At 59.6% G+C, this 22,847-nt stretch carries 23 protein-coding genes; 9 read left to right on the top strand and 14 right to left on the bottom strand.

What is annotated here, in order from left to right:
• The first annotated feature begins 187 nt into the window (after positions 1 to 187).
• Positions 188 to 985 (top strand): 3-hydroxybutyrate dehydrogenase, encoded by a 798-nt coding sequence (locus FH08_RS0114935; protein WP_031359094.1) that lies wholly within the window; start codon positions 188 to 190, stop codon positions 983 to 985.
• 68 nt (positions 986 to 1,053) lie between these two features.
• The gene (locus tag FH08_RS0114930) at positions 1,054 to 2,301 is read left to right on the top strand and encodes a DUF3734 domain-containing protein (RefSeq protein ID WP_035566260.1); all 1,248 of its coding nucleotides are present in this window, start codon (positions 1,054 to 1,056) and stop codon (positions 2,299 to 2,301) included.
• Between the two features lie 110 nt (positions 2,302 to 2,411).
• Here FH08_RS0114930 and FH08_RS0114925 read toward each other — a convergent pair whose 3' ends face one another.
• Positions 2,412 to 3,611 (bottom strand): amino acid aminotransferase, encoded by a 1,200-nt coding sequence (locus FH08_RS0114925; RefSeq protein WP_031359092.1) that lies wholly within the window; start codon positions 3,609 to 3,611, stop codon positions 2,412 to 2,414.
• Positions 3,612 to 4,115: 504 nt separating this feature from the next.
• Between FH08_RS0114925 and uvrB the strand changes: the two genes are divergently transcribed.
• From uvrB to FH08_RS0114885, 6 genes are all read left to right on the top strand, one after another.
• Complete coding sequence (gene uvrB, locus FH08_RS0114920) at positions 4,116 to 6,209, top strand: excinuclease ABC subunit UvrB (protein ID WP_031359091.1); 2,094 nt, start codon at positions 4,116 to 4,118, stop codon at positions 6,207 to 6,209.
• 324 nt (positions 6,210 to 6,533) lie between these two features.
• Complete coding sequence (locus FH08_RS0114905) at positions 6,534 to 7,082, top strand: iron transporter (protein WP_031359090.1); 549 nt, start codon at positions 6,534 to 6,536, stop codon at positions 7,080 to 7,082.
• Positions 7,083 to 7,152: 70 nt separating this feature from the next.
• A complete protein-coding gene (locus tag FH08_RS0114900; protein ID WP_031359089.1) occupies positions 7,153 to 7,506 on the top strand; it encodes a cupredoxin domain-containing protein in 354 nt (117 codons plus the stop codon).
• Between the two features lie 81 nt (positions 7,507 to 7,587).
• Positions 7,588 to 8,433: an FTR1 family iron permease gene (locus tag FH08_RS0114895; protein WP_031359088.1), complete on the top strand. Its 846-nt coding sequence runs from the start codon at positions 7,588 to 7,590 to the stop codon at positions 8,431 to 8,433.
• A 5-nt stretch (positions 8,434 to 8,438) separates the two neighbouring features.
• Complete coding sequence (locus FH08_RS0114890; protein ID WP_031359087.1) at positions 8,439 to 9,845, top strand: 4Fe-4S binding protein; 1,407 nt, start codon at positions 8,439 to 8,441, stop codon at positions 9,843 to 9,845.
• 71 nt (positions 9,846 to 9,916) lie between these two features.
• Positions 9,917 to 10,330 carry a heme-binding protein gene (locus tag FH08_RS0114885; protein WP_031359086.1) on the top strand — a complete coding sequence of 138 codons (414 nt, stop codon included), beginning with the start codon at positions 9,917 to 9,919 and terminating at the stop codon, positions 10,328 to 10,330.
• 299 nt (positions 10,331 to 10,629) lie between these two features.
• Here FH08_RS0114885 and hemP read toward each other — a convergent pair whose 3' ends face one another.
• The 4 genes from hemP to FH08_RS0114865 form a co-directional block, all read right to left on the bottom strand.
• A complete protein-coding gene (gene hemP, locus FH08_RS0114880) occupies positions 10,630 to 10,890 on the bottom strand; it encodes a hemin uptake protein HemP (protein WP_031359085.1) in 261 nt (86 codons plus the stop codon).
• A gap of 141 nt (positions 10,891 to 11,031) precedes the next feature.
• Complete coding sequence (locus FH08_RS0114875) at positions 11,032 to 11,523, bottom strand: SRPBCC family protein (protein WP_031359084.1); 492 nt, start codon at positions 11,521 to 11,523, stop codon at positions 11,032 to 11,034.
• Positions 11,524 to 11,578: 55 nt separating this feature from the next.
• Positions 11,579 to 11,989 carry an OsmC family protein gene (locus tag FH08_RS0114870; protein WP_031359083.1) on the bottom strand — a complete coding sequence of 137 codons (411 nt, stop codon included), beginning with the start codon at positions 11,987 to 11,989 and terminating at the stop codon, positions 11,579 to 11,581.
• Positions 11,990 to 12,145: 156 nt separating this feature from the next.
• On the bottom strand, positions 12,146 to 13,018 hold the full coding sequence (locus tag FH08_RS0114865) for a pirin family protein (RefSeq protein ID WP_031359082.1): 873 nt from the start codon (positions 13,016 to 13,018) through the stop codon (positions 12,146 to 12,148).
• Positions 13,019 to 13,201: 183 nt separating this feature from the next.
• On the opposite strand from FH08_RS0114865, the gene FH08_RS0114860 reads away from it, so the two are divergent.
• The gene (locus FH08_RS0114860; RefSeq protein WP_031359081.1) at positions 13,202 to 14,164 is read left to right on the top strand and encodes a LysR family transcriptional regulator; all 963 of its coding nucleotides are present in this window, start codon (positions 13,202 to 13,204) and stop codon (positions 14,162 to 14,164) included.
• 370 nt (positions 14,165 to 14,534) lie between these two features.
• Here FH08_RS0114860 and FH08_RS0114855 read toward each other — a convergent pair whose 3' ends face one another.
• From FH08_RS0114855 to FH08_RS0114810, 9 genes are all read right to left on the bottom strand, one after another.
• Positions 14,535 to 14,960: an ExbD/TolR family protein gene (locus FH08_RS0114855; protein WP_031359080.1), complete on the bottom strand. Its 426-nt coding sequence runs from the start codon at positions 14,958 to 14,960 to the stop codon at positions 14,535 to 14,537.
• Between the two features lie 12 nt (positions 14,961 to 14,972).
• Positions 14,973 to 15,761, bottom strand: coding sequence for a MotA/TolQ/ExbB proton channel family protein (locus FH08_RS0114850; RefSeq protein WP_051888281.1), 789 nt, complete (start codon positions 15,759 to 15,761; stop codon positions 14,973 to 14,975).
• A gap of 80 nt (positions 15,762 to 15,841) precedes the next feature.
• Positions 15,842 to 16,618 carry an energy transducer TonB gene (locus tag FH08_RS0114845; RefSeq protein WP_031359078.1) on the bottom strand — a complete coding sequence of 259 codons (777 nt, stop codon included), beginning with the start codon at positions 16,616 to 16,618 and terminating at the stop codon, positions 15,842 to 15,844.
• Positions 16,619 to 17,014: 396 nt separating this feature from the next.
• Complete coding sequence (locus FH08_RS0114835; protein WP_031359076.1) at positions 17,015 to 17,254, bottom strand: (2Fe-2S)-binding protein; 240 nt, start codon at positions 17,252 to 17,254, stop codon at positions 17,015 to 17,017.
• 266 nt (positions 17,255 to 17,520) lie between these two features.
• Complete coding sequence (gene murI, locus FH08_RS0114830; RefSeq protein WP_035566255.1) at positions 17,521 to 18,453, bottom strand: glutamate racemase; 933 nt, start codon at positions 18,451 to 18,453, stop codon at positions 17,521 to 17,523.
• 13 nt (positions 18,454 to 18,466) lie between these two features.
• Complete coding sequence (bfr, locus tag FH08_RS0114825; protein WP_031359074.1) at positions 18,467 to 18,943, bottom strand: bacterioferritin; 477 nt, start codon at positions 18,941 to 18,943, stop codon at positions 18,467 to 18,469.
• Positions 18,944 to 19,181: 238 nt separating this feature from the next.
• On the bottom strand, positions 19,182 to 20,717 hold the full coding sequence (locus FH08_RS0114820; RefSeq protein ID WP_031359073.1) for a fumarate hydratase: 1,536 nt from the start codon (positions 20,715 to 20,717) through the stop codon (positions 19,182 to 19,184).
• An 80-nt stretch (positions 20,718 to 20,797) separates the two neighbouring features.
• Positions 20,798 to 21,337 carry a TIGR00645 family protein gene (locus tag FH08_RS0114815; protein ID WP_235210372.1) on the bottom strand — a complete coding sequence of 180 codons (540 nt, stop codon included), beginning with the start codon at positions 21,335 to 21,337 and terminating at the stop codon, positions 20,798 to 20,800.
• 277 nt (positions 21,338 to 21,614) lie between these two features.
• Entirely contained in the window at positions 21,615 to 22,526 is a 912-nt protein-coding gene (locus tag FH08_RS0114810) for a DMT family transporter (protein ID WP_031359071.1), read from the bottom strand.
• Positions 22,527 to 22,847: the final 321 nt, after the last annotated feature.

Below are 22,847 nucleotides of genomic sequence, written 5' to 3'. Positions count from 1 at the left end.
CCGATTTCAGAATTTACGTGGCGGTGCCCGGCTTGCCAACCTTTACGTTCATTGCATGTGTGACCAACGATAACCCGGTGAGATGGCTTCGAATAGCTGACCGAACGGCCTATGACATTTATCGAGGTTGATCGGCGCGGCGTTGCGTGGTTTCATAGTTCGAACCTGAACGGAGGAGGGGCGGCAAATGACATCACTGAATACGAGTCTGGCGGGCAAGGTGGCGGTGGTCACGGGCGCGGCGAGCGGGATCGGTAAGCAAATCGCGCTGACTTTTGCGGAGGCGGGCGCGGCGGTCGCCATAGCGGATCTGAACCAGGAGGCCGCCGACGCTGTGGCCGAGCAGATCAGGTCGCAGGGCGGCCGTGCGTTAGGCGTGGTGATGGACGTTACCGACGAACAGGCGGTGAATACGGGTATCGATCGGGTGGCGGCGGAATTCGGCTCGGTCGACATCCTGGTGTCGAATGCCGGCGTGCAGATTGTCAATCCGATCGAAAACTACGCGTATTCCGACTGGAAGAAGATGCAGGCCATTCACGTCGACGGGGCGTTTCTGACCACGAAAGCGGCGCTCCAGCACATGTACAAGGACGATCGTGGCGGCGTCGTGATCTATATGGGATCGGTGCATTCGCACGAGGCGTCGGCGCTCAAGTCTGCGTATGTCACCGCCAAGCACGCGTTGCTCGGACTGGCTCGTGTGCTCGCGAAAGAGGGCGCGAAGCATCACGTGCGCTCGCATGTGGTGTGCCCGGGTTTCGTGCGCACGCCGCTGGTCGACAAGCAGATCCCTGAGCAGGCGAAAGAACTGGGTATCAGCGAAGAGGACGTGGTCAAGAACGTGATGCTGGGCGGTACGGTCGACGGGGTCTTCACAACGGTGGAAGACGTGGCCCAAACAGTTCTGTTCCTCGCAGCGTTTCCCACGGCTGCGCTCACGGGACAATCGGTCGTGGTGAGCCACGGCTGGTACATGCAGTAAGGCTTGAAACAGGAGTTTCGATGGTAGAGCGAACGAACAGTGCACGCGGACACAATGAGACGAAAGGAATGAAACGGACGAAGGCAACGAAGGAGCCTCGCAAGGTGACGTCCCTTGACTGTGGCGAACCGCCCGAGGTGTTTGCCTCAGGCGGTCCTGAAGCGGACGGGCGCATCAAGTTGCCGCCCTATGAAACCATCGCGTTGATGCTGCAAGGTGGTGGGGCGCTCGGTGCCTACCAAGGGGGCGTGTATCAGGGGTTGAACGATGCCGGCATTCACCCGAACTGGATCGCAGGGATCTCCATTGGCGCGTTGAACACGGCGATCATTGCCGGGAACGCGCCTGAGGATCGCGTCCCGCGCCTGCTCGAGTTTTGGGAAACGATCTGCCAGCCCGCGTTCATGCCGCCGTTGCCCGCTTTTGTCGAGCACGCATTCTTCAATTCCACTGACGAGATCCGCAAGGCGTTCACCGCCATGCAAGCTGCGAGCGCGCTGGTCGAAGGGCAGAAGGGATTCTTCATACCGCGTTTCCCGCCCCCGTCACCGCTGGCTGCGGGTGAGCCGGGCACGGCGAGTTTCTATGACACATGCCCGCTGAAGGGCACGCTCGAACGGTTCTGCGATTTCGACCGGATCAATTCGCGTGAGACACGGGTGTCGGTGGGGGCCGTGAACGTAGCTACCGGAAATTTCGCTTATTTCGACAACACGCATATGAAGTTGCGGCCGGAGCATTTCATGGCGTCGGGGGCGTTGCCACCGGGTTTCGCGGCCGTCGAAATTGATGGCGAGTATTTCTGGGACGGTGGCCTGATGTCCAATACGCCGCTGTATGAGATCGTGCAAACTACGCCGCGTCGTGACACGCTCGCGTTCCAGGTCGATCTGTGGAGCGCGCGAGGACCGGTACCGGACAGCATTGTCGACGTAATGGGACGCGTGAAGGACATCCAGTACTCCAGCCGGACGCGACTCGTTACCGACACCCTGCAGCGTTCACAGCGGTTTCGGAACGTCTTGAGGGAGGTTCTGGACAAGGTGCCGGTTGACATCCGCAACAGCGACCCGTGGTGCAAGACGGCGGAGGAACTTGCGTGCTCGAAGCGTTTTAACGTCATCCACCTCATCTACCGGCATAAGGAGTACGAGGGGAACTACAAGGATTTTCAGTTTGGACTGTCGACCATGCGTGGGCACTGGGAAAGCGGTCTGTCCGATATCCGCGGCACACTCTCGCATCGCGACTGGCTTGATATGCCGAACAACGATGCCGGTTTCATCACGCACGACGTTCATCGCGACGAGCGTTGATCGGCGGTAACTAGCGCGAGCGGCCGTTCCTTGTCCGCAGCAGCCCCGTGACCCCCAAAAAAAACGGCGCTCACACGGAGCGCCGTTTTTAGAAACCACGAAAACCCAACTTACTTCAGCACAGTCGCGATGGCGTTGGCCACCACTTCAAGATTGCGCGTATTCAACGCGGCCACGCAGATGCGGCCAGTGCTGACGGCGTAGATCCCGAACTCCTCGCGCAGGCGATCGACCTGCGGCGAGGTCAGGCCCGAGTACGAGAACATGCCGCGCTGCTGGTTCACGAAGCCAAAGTCGCGTTCCACGCCTGCTGCCTTGATGTGTTCGACCAGACCGTTGCGCATTGCGCGAATGCGGTCACGCATTTCGCCGAGTTCCTGTTCCCACGTGGCGCGCAATTCGGGCGAAGCGAGAACTGCGGCGACGACCGAACCGCCGTGCGTCGGCGGATTCGAATAGTTCGTGCGGATCACGCGCTTCAATTGCGACAACACGCGCGTGGCTTCTTCCTTCGAGCTCGTGATGATCGACAGTGCGCCCACGCGCTCGCCATACAGCGAGAACGATTTGGAGAACGACGACGACACGAATACGTTGATATCTGCCTTGGCGAAGAGGCGAACGGCAGCAGCGTCGGCGTCGATGTTCTCGCCGAACCCCTGATAGGCGATGTCGAGGAACGGCACCAACGAGCGCGCCTTGACCGTTTCGACGACCTGTTGCCATTGTGCCGGGGTCAGGTCGACGCCGGTCGGGTTGTGGCAGCACGCGTGCAGCACCACGACCGTTCCGGCCGGGTAGCTGTTGAACGCTTCCAGCATGGCGTCGAATTTCACGCCGTGCGTGGCTGCCTCGTAGTACGGGTAGTTCGCGACTTCAAAACCCGCGTATTCGAACAACGCACGATGGTTTTCCCAGCTCGGGTCGCTGATGGCGACTTTGCCCGTGGGATTCAGCCGCTTCAGGAAGTCGGCGCCAATCTTGAGCGCACCCGTTCCGCCCAGCGCCTGTGCCGTGATCACGCGGCCGTCGGCGATCAGTTGAGAATCGTCGCCAAGCAGCAGCTTTTGCACAGCTGCGTCATAAGCGGCAATGCCTTCAATGGGGAGATATCCACGCGGAGCGGCAAGTTCAGTACGCGCTTTTTCGGCTTCGCGAACGGCACGCAGGAGCGGAATCTTGCCTTCTTCGTTGAAATACACGCCCACGCCGAGGTTGACCTTGGTAGTGCGCGGATCGGCGTTGAAGGCTTCGTTCAGGCCCAGAATCGGGTCACGGGGGGCAAGCTCGACGGCTGAGAAAAGAGACATGATTTATCGGCGGTAGTGGATAAGGCGGCACGGGCGGTCGGGATGGGGGGCAACTGATCGGCAGCTAATCGGCAACAGAGCGGCTGAAAAGCGGGGCAAACCGAACCTCAAGGAGCCAACCGGAGCCAACAAACTCCAACAAAACTCCGTCCCATCGATGAAAACCCCAGTTCGGCATTGTAACGAATCGAGCGGTGCTTTACGGCGTCGGGAAATGGAAGAAACACCGGATTTGGTTATTTTTTTCCGGCAATTTGCCGATTTTTTATGCAAACGCAGACAAGTCCCCGCCACGTGCTCGAACATGAGCGCGAAGCTTTCACTCGTCAAAACAATCACTTGCGATTCGGTATCGGCGCCCCATGTTGAAAACACGGGACATCCTGCGAAGCCCGGCACAAATCGCCTGAAACCTGTCCCATCAATCCTGATTCGCCGTCCAAACCCGCTCCAGCGCGAACCGCTAGAATGGGTGTTTGCTCTCGGCCAAGGCACCTCTCCCTCATGTCCGATACCCCGCTACTCGAAACCGACGAGACCCTCGACGAATCCAAGTTCGTCAGGTTCGAAGGCTCTCCGTTCCAGCTTTATCAACCGTATCAGCCGGCGGGCGACCAGCCGACGGCAATCGCAACGCTCGTGGAAGGGATCGAGGACGGTCTGTCGTTCCAGACATTGCTCGGCGTAACGGGCTCCGGCAAGACGTTCACCATGGCGAACGTGATTGCGCGCATGGGCCGGCCGGCCATTGTGTTCGCGCCGAACAAGACGCTTGCCGCGCAGCTCTACGCCGAGTTTCGCGAGTTTTTCCCTCGCAATGCAGTCGAATACTTCGTTTCTTACTACGATTATTACCAGCCGGAAGCCTACGTTCCGCAGCGCGATCTGTTTATCGAGAAGGATTCGTCGATAAACGAGCACATTGAGCAAATGCGGCTGTCGGCGACGAAAAGCCTGCTCGAGCGGCGCGATGTGGTGATTGTGGCGACGGTGTCGGCCATTTACGGTATTGGCAATCCGTCGGAATATCACAAGATGATTCTGACGCTGCGCACCGGCGACAAGCTGGGCCAGCGCGACATCATCGCGCGCCTGATCGCGATGCAGTACAACCGCAACGAAGCCGACTTTTCACGCGGGACGTTTCGCGTGCGGGGCGACACCATCGACATCTTCCCGGCGGAGCACGCGGAAATGGCGGTTCGCGTGGAGCTGTTCGACGACGAAATCGAGTCGATGCAACTCTTCGATCCGCTCACCGGCCGCGTGCGCAACAAGATTCCGCGTTTCACCGTGTATCCGTCGTCGCACTACGTGACGCCACGCGATACGGTGATGCGCGCTATTGAGACAATCAAGCTGGAATTGCGCGAACGGCTCGAGTTCTTTCACAAGGACGGCAAGCTGGTGGAGGCACAGCGGCTTGAACAGCGCACGCGTTTCGATCTGGAAATGCTGCAGGAACTGGGTTTCTGCAAAGGCATCGAGAACTATTCACGCCATTTTTCCGGCGCGGCGCCGGGCGAACCGCCGCCAACGCTCGTCGATTATTTGCCGCCCGACGCGCTCATGCTGCTCGACGAGTCGCACGTGCTGATCGGTCAGTTGAACGGCATGTACAACGGCGACCGGGCGCGCAAGGAGAATCTGGTCGACTACGGTTTCCGGATGCCATCGGCGCTGGACAACCGGCCGCTGAAGTTCAACGAATTCGAACGCAAGATGCGCCAGGCGATCTTCGTTTCGGCTACACCGGCCGATTACGAAAACCGCACGGCGGGGCAGGTGGCCGAGCAGCTTGTGCGCCCGACCGGTCTGGTCGATCCCGAGATTGAAGTGCGCCCGGCGCGCTCGCAAGTGGACGACGTGCTTGGCGAGATCAATGAGCGCGTCAAAGTGCACGAGCGTGTACTGGTTACGGTGCTGACGAAGCGCATGGCCGAACAACTCACCGAATTTCTCGCGGATCACGGCGTGAAGGTGCGCTACCTGCATAGCGACATCGATACGGTCGAGCGTGTGGAAATCATCCGCGATTTGCGCCTCGGAACGTTCGACGTGCTGGTCGGGATCAACCTGCTGCGGGAAGGGCTTGATATCCCGGAAGTGTCGCTGGTCGCGATCCTCGATGCCGACAAGGAGGGCTTCCTGCGCGCGGAACGTTCGCTGATCCAGACGGTGGGCCGGGCTGCGCGTAACGTGAACGGCAAGGCGATTCTCTACGGCGACAAAGTCACGGATTCGATGAAGCGTGCGATCGGCGAGACCGAACGGCGCCGCACGAAGCAGATCGCGCATAACCTCGCGATGGGTATTACGCCGCGTGGCGTGACCAAGCGGATCAAGGACATTATCGACGGTGTCTATAACGCCGACGACGCCCGCGCCGAATTGAAGGAAGCGCAGACGCGAGCGAAGTTCGAGGATATGTCCGAGAAGCAGCTATCGAAGGAAATCAAGCGTCTCGAAAAGCAGATGATGGATCACGCGAAAAACCTCGAGTTCGAAAAAGCTGCGCAGACCCGCGACCAACTGTCGCTTTTAAGGCAGCGCGTGTTTGGCGCCAATGTGGGCGACCACATTACAGGCATCAGCTGACCGTAAGCGTTTTAGCGTCGAAAGCGCGGCAACCTGAGAGGGTTCGCCGCCTTTTTTTGCCCAAAATTCCGCTTGAAAAAGATCTCTTTCATCTCAGAAACCCAACGGGCACAAGCCTTGTTGATCTCCATCAAATTGTTCCGCCTTCCGATCAGTGCTAAACTCCACTCCCATTGAGAATGGTTCGTATTAACGTTGCATGTTACATCTATATTGCAATTTCCTATCGCCGATGCCGGATCGATCGGTGATCTGACCGGGTCGGGTCGAACGCACGCAAGCACGCACAGTGGCGGTCTGATCAATAACAAGAAGGAGTGAAGGATGCAGGTTTCAACTTTGGTGCGCGGGTCGGTGGCTGCAGTCGCACTGGCGGCAGTGGTGTCGGCGTCGGCGGCCGAATATCCGATCGGCAAGCAGCACATCGAAAACGGCATGGAAGTGGGCGCGGTGTATCTGCAGCCGATCACGATGGAACCGGAAGGCATGATGCGCAAGGCATCGGATTCGGACGTCCACCTGGAAGCCGATATCCACGCCGTGAAGAACAACCCGAACGGCTTTGCGGAAGGCGACTGGATGCCTTACCTGCAGGTGACGTACGAACTGACCAAGGTTGGCACCACGCAAACCATCAAGGGCGACATGATGGCCATGGTCGCTAACGACGGCCCGCATTACGGCGACAACGTGAAGTTGTTCGGCCCGGGCAAATACCACATGAAACTCAACATTGCGCCGCCGATGCAAACCGGCCACATGGCGTTCGGCCGTCACGTCGACAAGGAAACCGGCGTGGGTGCGTGGTTCAAGCCGTACACGATCGAATACGATTTCCCGTTCGCCGGCATCGGCAAGAAGGGTGGTTACTAAGTATTCGAGCCAGGCGTCCAGCATGACGTGATTGAAACGTCGGACCGGACGCCGCAGCCAGGAAGCATGCATGCAACGCAAAACCAAGTTGGTCGCCGCCTCGCTGTCGCTAGCCTTGGCGGCCGGATGGTTCGCCAGTGTCACAGCAGCGCAAGCCGCCGACCTGCCGACCTTCAAGCTGGAAATGAACGACGGCAAGCTGAATCCCACGCGTATTGAAGTGCCGGCGGGGCAGCGCATCAAGATCGAAGTGCACAACATTGGCAAGGGTGCGGCGGAGTTTGAAAGCATCCAGTTGCGCAAGGAAAAAGTGCTCGCGCCGGGCGCCGATTCCTTCGTTGTCATAGCGCCGCTGGACAAGGGCGAATACAAGTTCTTCGACGATTTTCATCAGTCGGCGCAGGGTGTCATCGTCGCGAAGTGAGGTCACGCCGGGCCGGTTCGCGCGCTGTCCGTTCAGCGTCACGCGCAAACCGCTTCGGCTTGCAAGAGCGGGAGGTAAGTGATGGGTCAGGTTCTTTTCATCGTGTGGCGGGAGAGTGTCGAGGCGCTGCTGGTCGTCGGCATCCTGTACGCATGGCTGAAAAATGGCGACGCCGACGCGCGTCGCGGCATTCCGTATTTGTGGGCCGGTGTGGCGGCGGGATTGCTGGCTGCAGTGGCGCTGGGCGCGGCGCTGGTTGGCTTCACGGATGAGCTCTCAGGCGATGCACAGGATTATTTTCAGACTGGGATGGTTCTGGTCGCGTGCGTGCTGATCGTGCAAATGGTGCTGTGGATGAAGCACCACGGGCGCTCCATGAAACGGGATATGGAAGCGTCGCTCGAAAGGAGCAAGCAGAACGCGAACTGGTGGGGCGTGACCTTGCTCGTCGCGCTCGCTATTGCGCGGGAAGGCAGCGAGACCGTGATTTTTTTGTACGGCCTCGGCTTCGGTCAGTCGGGCCACGTCGACCCCATGCAGTATCTGGCGGTCGCGATTGGTCTGGCGCTGGCGTTCCTGACGTTCTATCTGCTGCAGCTTGGCGGCAAGATCTTCTCGTGGCGGCTCTTTTTCAGCGTGACGGAAATCATGCTGTTGTTCCTCGCGGCGGGTCTGTTTGAAACGGGTGTCGATAAACTCATCGACAAGGAGATCCTGCCCGTCGTCATGAACCAAGTGTGGAACACGTCCTGGCTGCTCGATGACTCCAGCACCTTCGGCTCGCTGGTCGCCACGCTGACGGGTTATCGCGCGCATCCTGCCGGCATGAACCTGATTGGGTACGTCGTGTATTGGGCCGTGGTCTTCCTGCTGCTGCGCCGGTCGAAAAACCGGATGACGCAAAAATCGGCGAGAAGGGTGGCATGAGCGGTATGGGCGAGGTGATGCATCGGCCCGGACGGCTGCAGCAAGCCGGGCAATGGATGCAGCAACACGGCAGCATGATCCGCGGCGTTCAATGGGTCGTGGTTGCCGTGTATGCATTTCTGATTCTGGTTCCAGCGGTTCTGCCGCTGCCGGACGGCAGCGCGCATCTCTGGACCAACCTGACGCTGGCCGCGCAGTTCGTGTTCTGGGGTATCTGGTGGCCGTTCGTCCTGCTCTCCATGGTGATGCTCGGCCGCGTGTGGTGCGGCGTGCTGTGTCCCGAAGGCGCGCTGACCGAGTTTGCGAGCAAGTTCGGCCGCGGTTGGGCCATTCCGCGCTGGTTGCGCTGGGGCGGCTGGCCATTCGTCGCGTTCGGCATTACCACCATCTATGGCCAGATGGTCAGCGTTTATCAATATCCGAAAGCCGTGTTGCTGGTGCTCGGAGGCTCGACCGTCGGCGCGATGATTGTCGGCGTGTTGTATGGGCGCGAGAAACGCGTGTGGTGCAAGTATCTCTGCCCCGTGAACGGGGTGTTTTCGCTTCTGGCGCGGCTTGCACCGTTCCACTACAAGGTGAATGAAGACGCGTGGCGCCGGTCGTATAAAGAGGGTGAGCACGGGCATCGCGTGATCCCAGTCAACTGCGCGCCGCTCGTGCCGCTGCGCGCCATGAAAGGCGCGTCGGACTGCCATATGTGCGGCCGTTGCAGCGGCCATCGGGACGCTATTTCGCTCGAGTGGCGCTCGCCCTCGGCCGAAGTCGTGCAGCTCGGCGATAAACAAGCGAATCCGTGGGACACCGCGCTGATCCTCTACGGCTTGCTGGGCATTGCGATTGGCGCGTTCCACTGGACCGTAAGTACATGGTTTGTCGACTTGAAGCAGATCTTTGCTGCGTGGCTGATCGATCGCAATATTCTCTGGCCGCTCGATACAAACGCGCCCTGGTTCCTGTTCACGCATTACCCCGAACAAAACGATGTGTTCTCGTGGCTCGACGGCGGGATGGTCGTGGGCTATATCGTGGTGACGGGGCTCGTGTACGGCACGGCGCTCCTCGCCTTGCTGGCCGCAGGCACGCGCATGCTCGGGCGCTTCAGTTTCACGCGCCTGCATCACCTGACACAGGCGCTGATTCCCGTGGCGGGATGCGGCGTGTTCCTGGGTTTATCGGCGACGACCGTGTCCTTGCTGCGCGCTGAACACTTGCCGCTCTGGTGGGTGACCGACGTACGTCTCGGCTTGCTCGGCGTCGCGAATCTGTGGAGCGCGTGGCTCGCCTGGCGGGTCATCGGCAGGTATGCGATTGGCCGTTTTGTGACGCAAAGCGTTGCGATGCTATGGTTCATCGCCGCGCTCGCCGTGGTCGATAGCGCCTGGTATCTGATGTTCTGGGGCTTTTCGCGGTAACGTTGCGGGTATCGAGAGAATCGCGAACCGATCCCTTTATCAATGCAACGACTATCCCAACAGGTGACCCAATGAGAACGAAACCCGTATTAACCGATGTCGACGTAAAAACCATCGCGGCCGCAGCTGAAGCGCATGCATTGGCGAACAAGTGGTGCGTGTCGATTGCTGTCGTCGATGACGGCGGTCATCTGCTTCACCTGCACAGGCTGGATGGCGCAGGCGCAAGCACCGCCGAGATGTCGGCGGGTAAGGCACGCACCGCCGCGCTCGGCCGGCGCGAAACGAAAGTGTATGAAGACATGATCAAGCAAGGCCGCACGGCGTTCCTGAGCGCACCGATGACGGCCATGCTGGAAGGTGGCGTGCCGATCGTGGTGGGTGCGGACATTGTCGGCGCGGTAGGTGTGTCAGGCGTGAAGTCGGATCAGGATGCTGCGGTGGCGCGAGCGGGAATCGCGGCATTGGGGATCGAGAACGTTTAAGGTTCAAAAGCAGTTTTAAGCATGGCCGATCGCAGCCCGTCGGCCTAAATAAAAAAGCACGTTTTCTCGCGAAAACGTGCTTTTTGTTTAACTGATGGTGCTGTTCAAAGCACATGGCGGGAACCAAAAAAAGCGGCTTCGCTGGCTATCGACGACTGGCTGGTGTTTGCACGAAGGGGTCTAAATTCTCGCGTGCAAGCCGTCATTGCTGGCTACTGCCAAACACCTCTCGAAGAGGTGGTCCCCACAATACCCGGTACTGCAATTCGGTCCTGCGTGTTCCTGTGCGCTCCTACCTTCTACTTGGTGAGAATCAGCTTGCCAAGACGCGTCGCGCGCAACTGATACGTTTCACCGTTATGCATGATGCTGATGTGGCTATGACCTTGCAGCAAGGTGTCGCTGCGTAGCGAACGCTCGCCGCTGTCGGACACGATACTCGACGGCGCAGCACGCGCGGTCGTGACAGCTGCCGTCCGGGGCCGCGAGATGCTTGCCGCCGCGGAGCGTTCGACGGGGCGACGAAGCCGAAGCGTGTTGGAGCGCAGGAGGTCGGTCATGTCGAAGAGTCCGTTCGTTGAGTCGATGGAGTAATCTTAATGATAACCATTCCCATTTACAACAACGAAGTATTCATCGATCACACGTTTCGATAGTCATTGACTGTCCGCTAGCCGAATCAATCGAAACGTGGCGCTGCCTTAGTGCAGCGGGCCTTCGAGATTGCCGTGAGCGAATTGCCGGATCAGCCGGACGGTGTCGATATCCGCTTCCCGGTATGCCGACTTCACGATCTCCTGCGTCTGAAGCGCGTCGGCGCTTGCCTGTGGATCATCGGCCACAGGCAGCGTGGTGGCGTAAGTAAAACGCAGGAACAACTGAAGCTCGTCCGGTTGTTCGATGGCCATGGTCAGTGAGCCGCCCACGTAATCGGCCGTCGGCAGGATGTCATAGCGGACACTGGCTTCGGGGATCAGCGTCACGCGGTCACGCACGATGGCCTGACCGTAGTGCAGTTCGCGTTCGAGCACGTCGCCAACACGCGACAGGATCACGCAGCGATCCAGGCCGATCACGAATAATTGCGGCTGTTCCACGCGCAGCACGAGTCCTTGCCAGACCTGTTCGCGGGTCATCGATTCCACGAATGGATTGAGCGGGTCGTTGATCTGGATGAGGTGTTCGAAATTCAAAACGACAGTTTCCTTGGGTTTGTTCGATTGGCCGGCAAGCCGCTTATGCCGCCGCTTATGCAGCCATAAGGCCCGATTGAATCATGATCGTGCCGCTGAGAATCTTGTGCACGGGGCACGCATTTGCAATTTGCAAGAGCCGTTCCCGCTGGGTTTCATCGAGTTCGCCAGTCAGAAGGATCTGGCGATCGATCACCGTGCCTTCGGGCGTGATGTCCATGGTGAGCGTCACGTGCACCGCTTCAAGCGGCCATGCCTTGTGCTTCGCATACATCTTCAGCGTGATCGACGTACACGCGCCCAGACTCGACAGCAACAGGCTGTGGGGAGTGGGGCCGGTATCTGCGCCACCATGTGATGACGGTTCGTCGGCGATCCAGTCATGCTGGCCGTCGCTCAGCGAAACCTGAAAATCTGTCGCGCCGATACGGGCGCTGACAGGCGGCGTCACAAATTTTTCGGCCATGCGGTACTCCGGAGTGAGTGTTGGACAGACGGTGCGGGCAATAAAAGCAGACGATAAAACGGCGCGGCACGAATGACTATTGTGACGCAAATAGTGTCATTCGTGCCGCGCCGGTGAAACAAGCACGGTCTGACCGCTCGACGGCGGCGAGGCCGCCTAGTGGCTGATCGTGCCCATACGTCCTTCCTGGTAATCAACTACCGCCTGGCGGATCTCTTCCTCCGTGTTCATCACGAACGGGCCGTATCGGACCACGGGTTCCTTTAACGGCACGCCACCAATCAACAGCAATTCGAGCGGCTCTTCGCCTGCGGCGAACGTGACCGTATCGCCATCGTCCGCGAACACGATCATCTGCTGCGCCCGCACGGCTTGCTTCGCCTCGCCGTACAAACCGTTGCCCGACAACGCGTAGCCGAACACACGAAAGTCCCGCGGCACCGGATGCACGATCGACGCGCCCGGTTGCAGCGAAAAATGCTGGTAAAGAATAGGCGTACGCGTTTCGATCGCTGCCTTGACGCCCAGCGCTTCACCCGCGATGACCTTCACGCGCACGCGGCCGTCGTCGCTGGTCGCGACCGGAATCTGTTCGGACGCGATTTCCTGATAATGCGGCGGGATCATCTTGTCGCGCTTGGGCAAGTTCACCCACAGCTGCAAGCCATGCACGCGGCCCCCGGTGCGCGTGAATTCGGGGTCGGGCATTTCGCTGTGAACCACGCCTGCGCCGGCCGTCATCCATTGCACGTCGCCCTGACGCAAGGTGCCGGAATGGCCCGCCGAATCCTTGTGGCCGAACTGGCCTTCGAGAGCGTACGTCACGGTTTCAAAGCCGCGATGCGGATGATCGGGCGCGCCTTTCGCCTCGCCGGGCGCGTAGTCGACGGGGCCCATTTCATCGAGGAGCAGGAACGGGTCGAAATCCATCAAGAGCCGCGTCGGGAACGGGCGATGTACGACGAAACCACCACCCTCCACCGTGCGGAGCGCGGCAATCGTGCGTTCGATACTGCGTGTGCTTTCCATTTTGTCCTCGCTTGGGTAGGGCCAGCGTGGCCGATGCAACGGATGAGGCATTAGCGCCAAATTTAAAACATAGCGCTATTATATGGACCGTATTTCGCGGAAAAAGCCGTTAAACCGCAATGGATTGTCCCGCCTGTAGAACGACGAACACCCAACGAAAACCCCAACGAAAAACCTGACCGCATGAAACCTGATTCGCATGACCTCAATGATCTGATGTATTTTTCGTACGTTGTCGAGCATGGCGGTTTCTCGGCGGCGGAGCGGGTGCTGGGTATTTCCAAGTCGCGTTTGTCGCGGCGCGTGTCCGAGCTCGAGACGTCGCTCGGCGTGCGCTTGATGCAGCGCTCCACGCGAAAACTCGCACTCACGGAGGCGGGGCAACTCTTCTACCAGCATTGCAAGGCGATGCTCGCAGAAGCCCAGGCCGCGGTCGATATCGTGCATAGCCTGCGGGATTCGCCGCGCGGCAGTGTCCGGGTCAGCGTGCCGGTGACGATCGCGCAGACGTTCTTGTCAGAGGTGATGCCCGATTTCCTGCATCGATACCCCGAAGTTCGCGTCATCTTGAGCGTGACGAATCGCGTGATCGATTTGTTCGAAGACCCAATCGACGTTGCGTTGCGCGTGCGCTCGGAACCACCCGTCAACTCGACCATCGTTGCGCGTCCACTGTGGCGGGCAGAACAGATGCTGGTGGCCGCGCCCTCGCTGCTTAAGCCGAACGCGCCGCCGCTCACGCCGTCGGAGCTGGCCCAGTTCGATACCATTGATGTTCCTGCAACCGACGGACGTCACGTGTTCCGCCTGATCGCGCCCGACGGCACGCGTCACGAGTTCGAGCACGAACCGCGCCTTGTGACCGCAGACCTCGGCATGATCCGTGAAGCGGTGTTGCGTGGCGTGGGTATCGCGGCATTGCCGGACATGATGTACGGCGCTGCGCTGCGTACCGGCCAGATGTCGCCGGTGATGCCCGGCTGGACTTTTCCTACGCCGCAGCTCTACGCGGTGTTTTTATCCCGGCAGGGCATGGTGCCGGCCATTCGCGCTTTCGTCGATTTTCTTGTCGAGTCGATCAATGACGGCAATCGCTTCCCGGGAGAATGTCCTCTCCCTGTGGAGCCCGCTCGCGAAACAGTGTGACTAATCGCGGCGCCGCCTTAAGTTTCTGACATTGAAGCGTGCGCTTGCGATGGTCAGATTCAATCGCCGCCCGCTTGAACGAGTTGTGCCCGGGCGCTATATTGAAATCTCTTCGCTAAGGAGCTGCTTATGCGAAAACTCACGGCCACTTTTATAGTAGGCCTGATAGGGCTGATAGCGCTGTCCGTGTCGAGCACGGCTGTCGCATGTGGTGATACCGCGGATTCGAATGTCTCGACGCCAAAGTAATCGCTAGCCCGAATGTGCCGGCGCGCACACAAAAAAAGGCCTTCATCACTGCGATGAAGGCCTTTTACTTTGGGGTCCCCGAAGGGCTTCGAAACGACGTAAGCGCGCAAACCGTGCCGCGCTACTTGCCGCCCGCCTTCGGCTCGGTGACAAAGCCGATCTTCGATAACCCGCCGCCTTGCGCGGCCGACATCACATCGGCGACACGCTCATACGGCACCTTGCGGTCCGCACGCAAGCGCAATTCCGGCTGCGGCGTCTGCTTTGACGCATCGGCTATGCGCAATTGCAGCGCGGCGTCGTCGACCTTCTGGTCGTTCCACAACACCGTGCCGTCCGCTTCGACAGCAACGTCCACATGCGCGGGTTTCGTGTCCTGCGGCTGGCTGCTCGCTTTCGGCAAGTCGATTTTCACCGCATGGTTGATGGCGGGAATCGTGACGAGAAAGATGATCAGGAGAACCAACATGACGTCGACGAGCGGCGTCATGTTGATCTCGCTCATCATGCCGTCGTCCTCGTCACTGGAGAAAGGGCTCATGGCCATGGCGACGTCCCCTTAGCTCACATGCGATGCAGGCTGCTTGGAGCCGGACGTAGACCCCGCAGCGGCGCCCGGCGCGGTTTGCGTGGCCAGGCGCAGGCCGTCGCCACGCTTGCTGGACGCGAGCTTGGTGCCCGTCACGAAGAACGCGTGCAGGCCGTGCGCGAAGCGGTTCAGCTTCGTGACAATGGTCTTGTTCCCGCGCGTCAGCGCGTTGTAGCCGAGCACCGCCGGAATGGCGACGAACAGGCCGAACGCCGTCATGATCAGCGACTCGCCGACCGGTCCCGCGACTTGATCGATGGACGTCTGACCGGTCGCGCCGATGGTCAGCAGCGCGTGATAAATGCCCCACACCGTGCCGAACAGACCGACGAACGGCGCCGTGCTGCCGATCGATGCGAGTACGGCGAGCCCCGCCTGCATGCGTCCGACGCCTTCATCCATGGTGTCCTTCAGGCAGCGCGTAATCCAGTCCGACACGTCCATGCGGTCGTGCAGATGCGGTTGCGTCTGATGATGGTGATCGGCTGCATCCTGCCCGGAGAGGGCGAGTGCGAGGAACGGATTGTCCTGCGCGTTCGAGGATTGATTGCTCAGCTTCCTGATGCCGTCGGCGAAATCGTCTGAATGCCAGAAAGCTAGCTCCGCGTTCTTCGTGAGGCGCTTCAGGCGCACCACGTTCAGGCCCTTCACCAGAATCACTGTCCACGACAGGATCGACATGATCGCCAGCGCGAGCGCGATGCCCCGCGTGACGAAATCCCCTTGCGCCCAGACATGCGCCAAGCCGTAGTTTTGCATTGCAGTTCCTGTAGATATCTAGAAATTAGGTCGAATCTTTTTGTTGTTCAGCGTTCGCTGGCTTGGTCCCGACGGTGGCGCTAGTCGTTCAATCCGAATACGAACGGCTGGGAATACGCAGCGCGGATCGCCACGCCGTTTTCCTTATAGGGCTTGCATGCACTCGAGCGCATGGCATCGAGCGCGGCGTCATCCAGTCGCGACGACCCGCTGCTCTTCTTCAGTTCGATGTTCTCGATCTTCCCCGTCAGCCCGACGACGAACTTCACCAGCGCCGTCCCCGATTCCCCGCGACGCCTGGAGACCGCCGGGTACTCCGGCATCGCGATGTTGCACTCGAGATGCGCGACGTCCTTCGGCGCATTGAGTTCCATGGTCGGACGCCCGATAGCCGGCGCCGCGGCGGCCGGCGCTGCCGCAACCGGCGGCGTAGGCGGAGCGGGAGCGGGCTCAGGCGCGGCTGCAGCGACAGGCGAGGGCGCCGTGGTTTCCGGCAACGGTGTCGGTGCGGCCTTGACGTGTGGCTGAACAACCGGCTTGGGCTTTGGTACCGGCTTCGGTGGAACCGGTTTCGGCGGCGTTGGAGCCGGCGTCGACTGAATCGCCACAGGCGCTGCCAACGGCTGCGGCGGCGCGGGACTGATCAGTTCGGCGGTGATGGTCTTCGATTCGATCGGGCGCAGCGGCGGCTCGTTACGCAGGGTGAGCACGACGGCCAGCAGGCCCACGTGAATCGCCAGCACGGCGACACTCGCGGCAATCACGCGTGGATTGAGGCCTGAGGATTCGATCGAACGGGAGGTGTGTGCGTTAAGCGCCGCAGCCGAATTGCCGGGCGAGATCAGGGGAGACGGCATATCAGCGTGGTTGTACGGCGGCGACGCCGTACGAACAGCGAAAGCCCATGCAGCATGCGAGACTGGAGGACTTCATTTTCGAAAGATGAGCAGAGAAATAAACAGCGTGGCCACGAAACCGATCAGCAATTCCATCATTCCCTCCTTGGACGGGGGTTGGCGGGCTGGCTCGATGTGACTTGGCTTGCGGGCGGAGAAGCGGGGACTGCGTTTTTACACCTGGCAAGGCTGGCGACGGGTGACGATCGGCTTGAAAAGCGCGCGTCGGAGTTGTCGCGCAGTCATTGCACGGTCATTGCGAAGTTAATGCCTGGTTAATGCCCAGTTATTGCGTGGTTATTGCAGCAACACAGCAGTGATTTGCACTAGGCAAATCCCCGTTGACCTGGAGCGTGCTTACGCGGCCTTGCGTTCGTAGAACGTCAGCGGTACCGCCTGATGCTGATCGCTGTGCTGCATGGTGCAATGCGAGGCGCAACCGCTTTGCAACATGACGTCGCGCACGGTTTCTTCGCACTTGCCGCAGCACATGGCCACACCCAGTTCGAATTGCAGTTCGTCGAACGTAGCAACGCCATCCGCAATGGAGGCGCGAATCTTTCTGTCGGACACTGACTTGCACACACAGACGATCATGATTAACCGCGATAGCTAACGTTAATGCGAATTATTATCATTCCTTATTGGAAGGTTGGCAATAGGGGTGAACGGTTTTTTTCGGTGCGCAGCAGGCGGGAAAAAGGGACGGGACGCAGAGGCTTGTCGCACAAGGCGTCGTGATTATGTAAAAAACTGAATCCGCGTGCGGGGAAGGGGCTTTTCAGCCGAAAAGCGGGGGTTTTATGGCTTGGGAGAGAGACTGGCACGGCCGGGACCGTTGAAAGCCGTCTGGAGTCGCCGGCTTAGACCGGATCGGATTCCAGTGCCAGGGTCCGCCGCGAAGGGATCACGACGCGTTCGACAGTCACATCCAGTCCGAGCAGCGACGCTGCGAGTTGCCGTAGAGCCTGACCGTCGCTGGTCGAGTAAAAAAGCGGCAATTCTGTTGCCTGAGCTTCATCCTGACCTTGAGCCTGAGCCGGCGCTGCGCGCAGTCCAAACGAATCCAGTTGCCGTTCGAGTTGCCGCGCAATCGCGATACTCGTGTCGATCAGCGTGAGCCGGTCGCCTGAAATGGAGCGGATGGCTTCATCGAGGAAAGGATAGTGCGTGCAGCCGAGCACCAGCGTGTCGGCGTTGGCATCGAGCATGGGTTGCACATAGCTTCGCAGCAGCGTAACGAGTTCAGGCGAGTTCGTGTCGCAGCGTTCCACCGCCTGCACGAGACCGTGCCCCGGCTGCAGGATGAAGTGGCAATCACCGGTATGGCGCTCGGCCAGTGCCTGAAAGCGCGCGCTGCGTAACGTGACGGCCGTTGCCAGGACACCCACGACGCGCGTGTGCGACGTGAGCGCTGCTGGCTTGATACCCGGTTCCACGCCGATCACGGGAATGGGCAAGCGCTCGCGCGCTTGAGCAATTGACTGCGAGGTCGCCGTGTTGCATGCAACGACCAGCGTCTTCGCACCCTGCGACACCAGCCATTCGCCGATCGCGAGCGTCCGGTCGGCGATAAAGTCGTCGTCGCGTTCACCGTACGGCGCGTAGAGCGAATCCGCAACGTAGATCAGCCGTTCGTTCGGCAACGCAGCACGCACCGCACGCAACACGGATAAACCGCCAAGGCCCGAATCGAAGATAGCGACAGGCGCGCTCGAACCGAGCGTCTCAGGAGAGGAACTCACAGCAGAACTGACAGCGGAGTCAACCGCTGAACGAAGGGCGTCGAAGGGCATTGTGGCCGCTAGTTTACTCGCTCTCGCCCATCATGGTTTGCTGATAGTTCTGGATGCCGACCTTCGCCACCAGATCGATCTGCGTTTCCAGCCAGTCGATGTGTTCTTCCGTATCGTCGAGAATCTTCACGAAGATTTCACGCGAGATGAAATCGCGAACCGATTCGCAATACGCGATGGCTTCCTTGCATGTGCTCTGCGAAATCTGTTCGAGCTTCAAGTCGCACTTCAGGATTTCTTCGGTCTCTTCACCAATCAGCAACTTGTGCAGGTCCTGCAGGTTCGGCAGGCCGTCGAGCATGAAAATACGCTGGATCAGCCAGTCGGCATGCTTCATCTCGCCGATCGATTCGTCGTATTCATGCTTGCCGAGCTTTTCCAGGCCCCAGTGCTTGTACATGCGTGCATGCAGGAAGTACTGGTTGATCGCAGTCAGCTCGTTCTTCAGCTGCTGATTGAGGTATTCGAGGGCTTTGATATCGCCTTGCATGTTATTTCCTTGTGTGGGCGTTTCAGCTTTCAAACATAACCGCTCAAGTTTAAAAAGCCAAGATGAAAAATGGTGTTTTCCCCGCTATTTAGCGGAGATTTCGTATTTCCACGCAGCGGAATGAGAATGAAAACAGTTCTCTGCGGAATAGCTCGAAAAAGCCCGAAAATGAAAGAGCCGGGCCGTGGTTCATTCACACGGCCCGGCTCTTTTTAGCCCTTATTGCTAAGGTGATAGTTTAAACCGTTGCGACCGGAATCTTGCCGATCTTTGCTTGCCATTCCTTCGGCCCGGTCTGATGAACGGAGGTCCCGGTCGAATCCACAGCAACGGTGACCGGCATATCCTGAACGTCGAATTCGTAGATGGCTTCCATGCCCAGGTCTTCGAACGCAATGACCTCCGCGCCGCGAATCGCCTTCGACACCAGGTACGCCGCGCCGCCCACTGCCATCATGTACGCGGCCTTGTGCTTCTTGATCGCTTCGATAGCAACCGGGCCACGCTCCGCCTTGCCGATCATCGAGATCAAGCCGGTCTGCGACAGCATCATGTCCGTGAACTTGTCCATGCGCGTGGCCGTGGTGGGACCTGCCGGGCCAACGACTTCATCGCGCACGGGGTCGACCGGGCCGACGTAATAAATCACGCGGTTCGTGAAATCGACGGGAAGCTTTTCGCCTTTGGCGAGCATGTCGGCAATACGCTTGTGGGCAGCATCCCGTCCGGTCAGCATCTTGCCGGAGAGCAGCAGCGTCTGGCCCGGCTTCCATGCCGCGACCTGTTCCTTCGTCAACGTGTTCAGGTCCACGCGCTGGCTCGTCTCCGTATTCGCGACCCATTCGACCTTCGGCCATGCGTCGAGCGAAGGCACGTCGAGTTTCGCCACGCCCGAACCATCGAGTGTGAAGTGCGCGTGTCGCGTGGCGGCGCAGTTCGGGATGATTGCGATCGGCTTCGATGCCGCGTGCGTGGGCGCCGCCATGATCTTCACATCGAGCACGGTGGCGAGGCCGCCCAGACCCTGCGCGCCGATACCCAGCGCGTTCACCTTCTCGTGCAACTCCACGCGCAACTCTTCGATCCAGTCCTGCGGTCCGCGTGCAATGACGTCTTGAATGTCGATGGCGTCCATCAGCGATTCCTTCGCCATGACCATCGCTTTCTCCGCCGTCCCGCCAATGCCGATTCCGAGCATGCCGGGCGGGCACCATCCGGCGCCCATCAGCGGCACGGTTTTCAGCACCCAGTCGACGATGGAATCCGATGGGTTCAGCATCGCAAACTTCGTCTTGTTTTCCGAGCCGCCGCCTTTGGCCGCGATCTGGACATCGACTTTATCGCCGGGGACGATCTCGTAGTGGATCACTGCCGGCGTGTTGTCCTTCGTGTTCTTGCGCGCGCCTTCGGGCGGGCTCACGATGGAGGCGCGCAGCACGTTGTCCGGATTCAGGTAACCGCGGCGCACGCCTTCGTTGATCATGTCGGTGACGCCCATGGTGGCCGGACCTGACTCACCCGCCCACCGCACGTCCATGCCCACTTTGACGAACACCGTGACGATGCCGGTGTCCTGGCAGATCGGCCGATGACCTTCCGCGCACATGCGGCTGTTCGTCAGGATCTGCGCAATGGCGTCTTTCGCGGCCGGACTCTCTTCGAGTTCGTATGCGCGGCCGAGCGCCTGGATGTAGTCGAGCGGATGGTAATAGCTGATGTGCTGCAACGAATCCGCAATGCTCTGAATCAGGTCTTCCTGCTTGATGATTGTCATGGCTTGAACGTGTGGGGACGGGGCGTTATCGGGACTGTTTACGGCGCTTTAAGAAGCGCTCATGGGTGTAGTTGTGCAGCTTACTCGTGAGCCTTCGCGGGCGTGCCGGAAGGTTCGTGAAAATGTTCCGGATGCGTGTGCGTGGTCAGGCGGTCGACCCACGCCATGATCAACGCGGACGCGAGGAATGCCACATGAATGATCACCTGCCACATCACTGCATGCTCGGAGTACTGGTCCGGGTTGATAAATGTTTTCAGCAGATGGATGGACGAAATGCTGATGAGCGCCATGGACAGCTTGACCTTCAGCACGCCGGCGTTCACGTGATCGAGCCATTCCGGCTGGTCGGGGTGACCTTCCACGCCGAGCCGTGAGACGAAAGTCTCATAACCGCCCACGATCACCATGATCAGCAGGTTCGAGATCATGACCACGTCGATCAGGCCGAGGACGACTAGCATGATGTTGGTTTCGTCGAGCGTCGTCATGTGGGTGACGAGGTGCCAGACTTCCTTCAGGAACAGCACGACGTAGACGCCTTGCGCCACGATCAGGCCGAGATACAGCGGCACCTGGAGCCAGCGGCTCATGAAAATGACTGCTGGAAGCGGCTTCATTGAAGCCCGGGGAGGACGGGTGCCGGGGATGTTCGGGGCTGCGGACATGAGCGGTGCCGGGTCGTGGAAGGTTGATTGAGTCGAGTAGTTGCTTTGGTCGTGGCGAGTGCTAAATGGGCCGAAACAGGATTTCGAGCGCATTTTTTTGAGAAAGCGCGTCATTGTAGCGCGACGACGCAACCGGGTTGCGGGTCAACCCTTAGGAAGTCCGCACGCGCGGCAGCCGCCAAAACCCGCTCACTGCTCGTTCCGTGAAGCTAGCGAAACCCATCCCCGATCAGGAAATCATGGGCGGCGCCGTTTTTGCCTTCATGCTGGCCAGGACGATCCCGGTGACCACGCACGCCAGTGCGATTCCATGCGCGATAGTCGGACGTTCACCGAGAAACACAATGCCGTAGAGCGCTGCTGCGATCGGCAATAGCCCGGAAAATACACCGGCGAGACTGCCGTCGACGTGCCGGATGCCTTTCATCCACAGCCAGAACGAAAAGATGCTCGCTGAAAGTCCATACCAAAGCACGAGGCTCCAGATGCTCAGGCTGACGCTGCCGTAATTGAAGCTGACGAGCGCTGAGAATCCCAGCGGCAGAATCAGCAAGAAGCCGAAGAAATGCGTGTAGGCGCAGATATCGATAGCGGGAAGGGTCTGCGTCAGGCGTCGCGACAGGATCACGTAGAACGACTCGCAACAGACGGCGCCAAGCACCATCAGGTTGCCCAGCAGCGAAGTATCGTGCGATGCGCTGCCCGATCCGTGCGCGCTTGCCGTTCCCTGCGCGACGTTGATCACGACCACGCCGACGACGGCAAGCGCGATGGAAATTAACGCACGCCCGTTCGGGCGTTCCTTGAGGAAGAACCACGAGAACAACGCGACGACCGCTGGAATCGTGCTGGTGATCACGCCCGCCGCGACGGCGCTCGTGCGCTGCACGCCGTTAAGCATCAGCAGCGTGAACATGAAGGTGCCGAAAAACGCCTGCAGGAACAAGTTGGCCCACTCGCTGCGCTTGACCAGCCGGATCTTCGCTGGTCGTAGCAACGGCCAGAGCACCGCCATTGCAATCACGAAGCGCAGCAACGCGAACAGCGAGACGGGGATGAAAGCAACCACCGACTTGCCGACGCCGACATTGCTGCCGACCAGCAGCATGGCTGCGATGAGGTAGAGCGCGTAACGATTCAAGCTGGAATCCGGACGACGAGTTCAGTTAACATGGCGTGGCGCGTCGTCATGGATCGCGCGCAACCCAGGCGACGCGGGAGCGCAAAGCGCATCATTGCATCGATGCGTTGAAAGGCCGCATTGTAAAAGTGCCGATCCCTACGTGTATACCCCGTTGCCCTCGGGTGGGTTGCGTAAGAAGTGGGTAAGGCGCGCGGCTTATCTTCGCCATATGAAACCTGGCGCGCGTATGCTGCGCTGCACGAGCAGGTCACGCAAAGAGGCAGGAGACACGGCATAACGCTTGGCATTGCGTGTGTCGTCCACGCCTAAAAGACATAG

Source organism: Caballeronia sordidicola, assembly GCF_000729995.1.
Lineage (GTDB): Bacteria > Pseudomonadota > Gammaproteobacteria > Burkholderiales > Burkholderiaceae > Caballeronia > Caballeronia sordidicola_A.
This window is presented reverse-complemented; position numbering and strand designations above follow the sequence as displayed.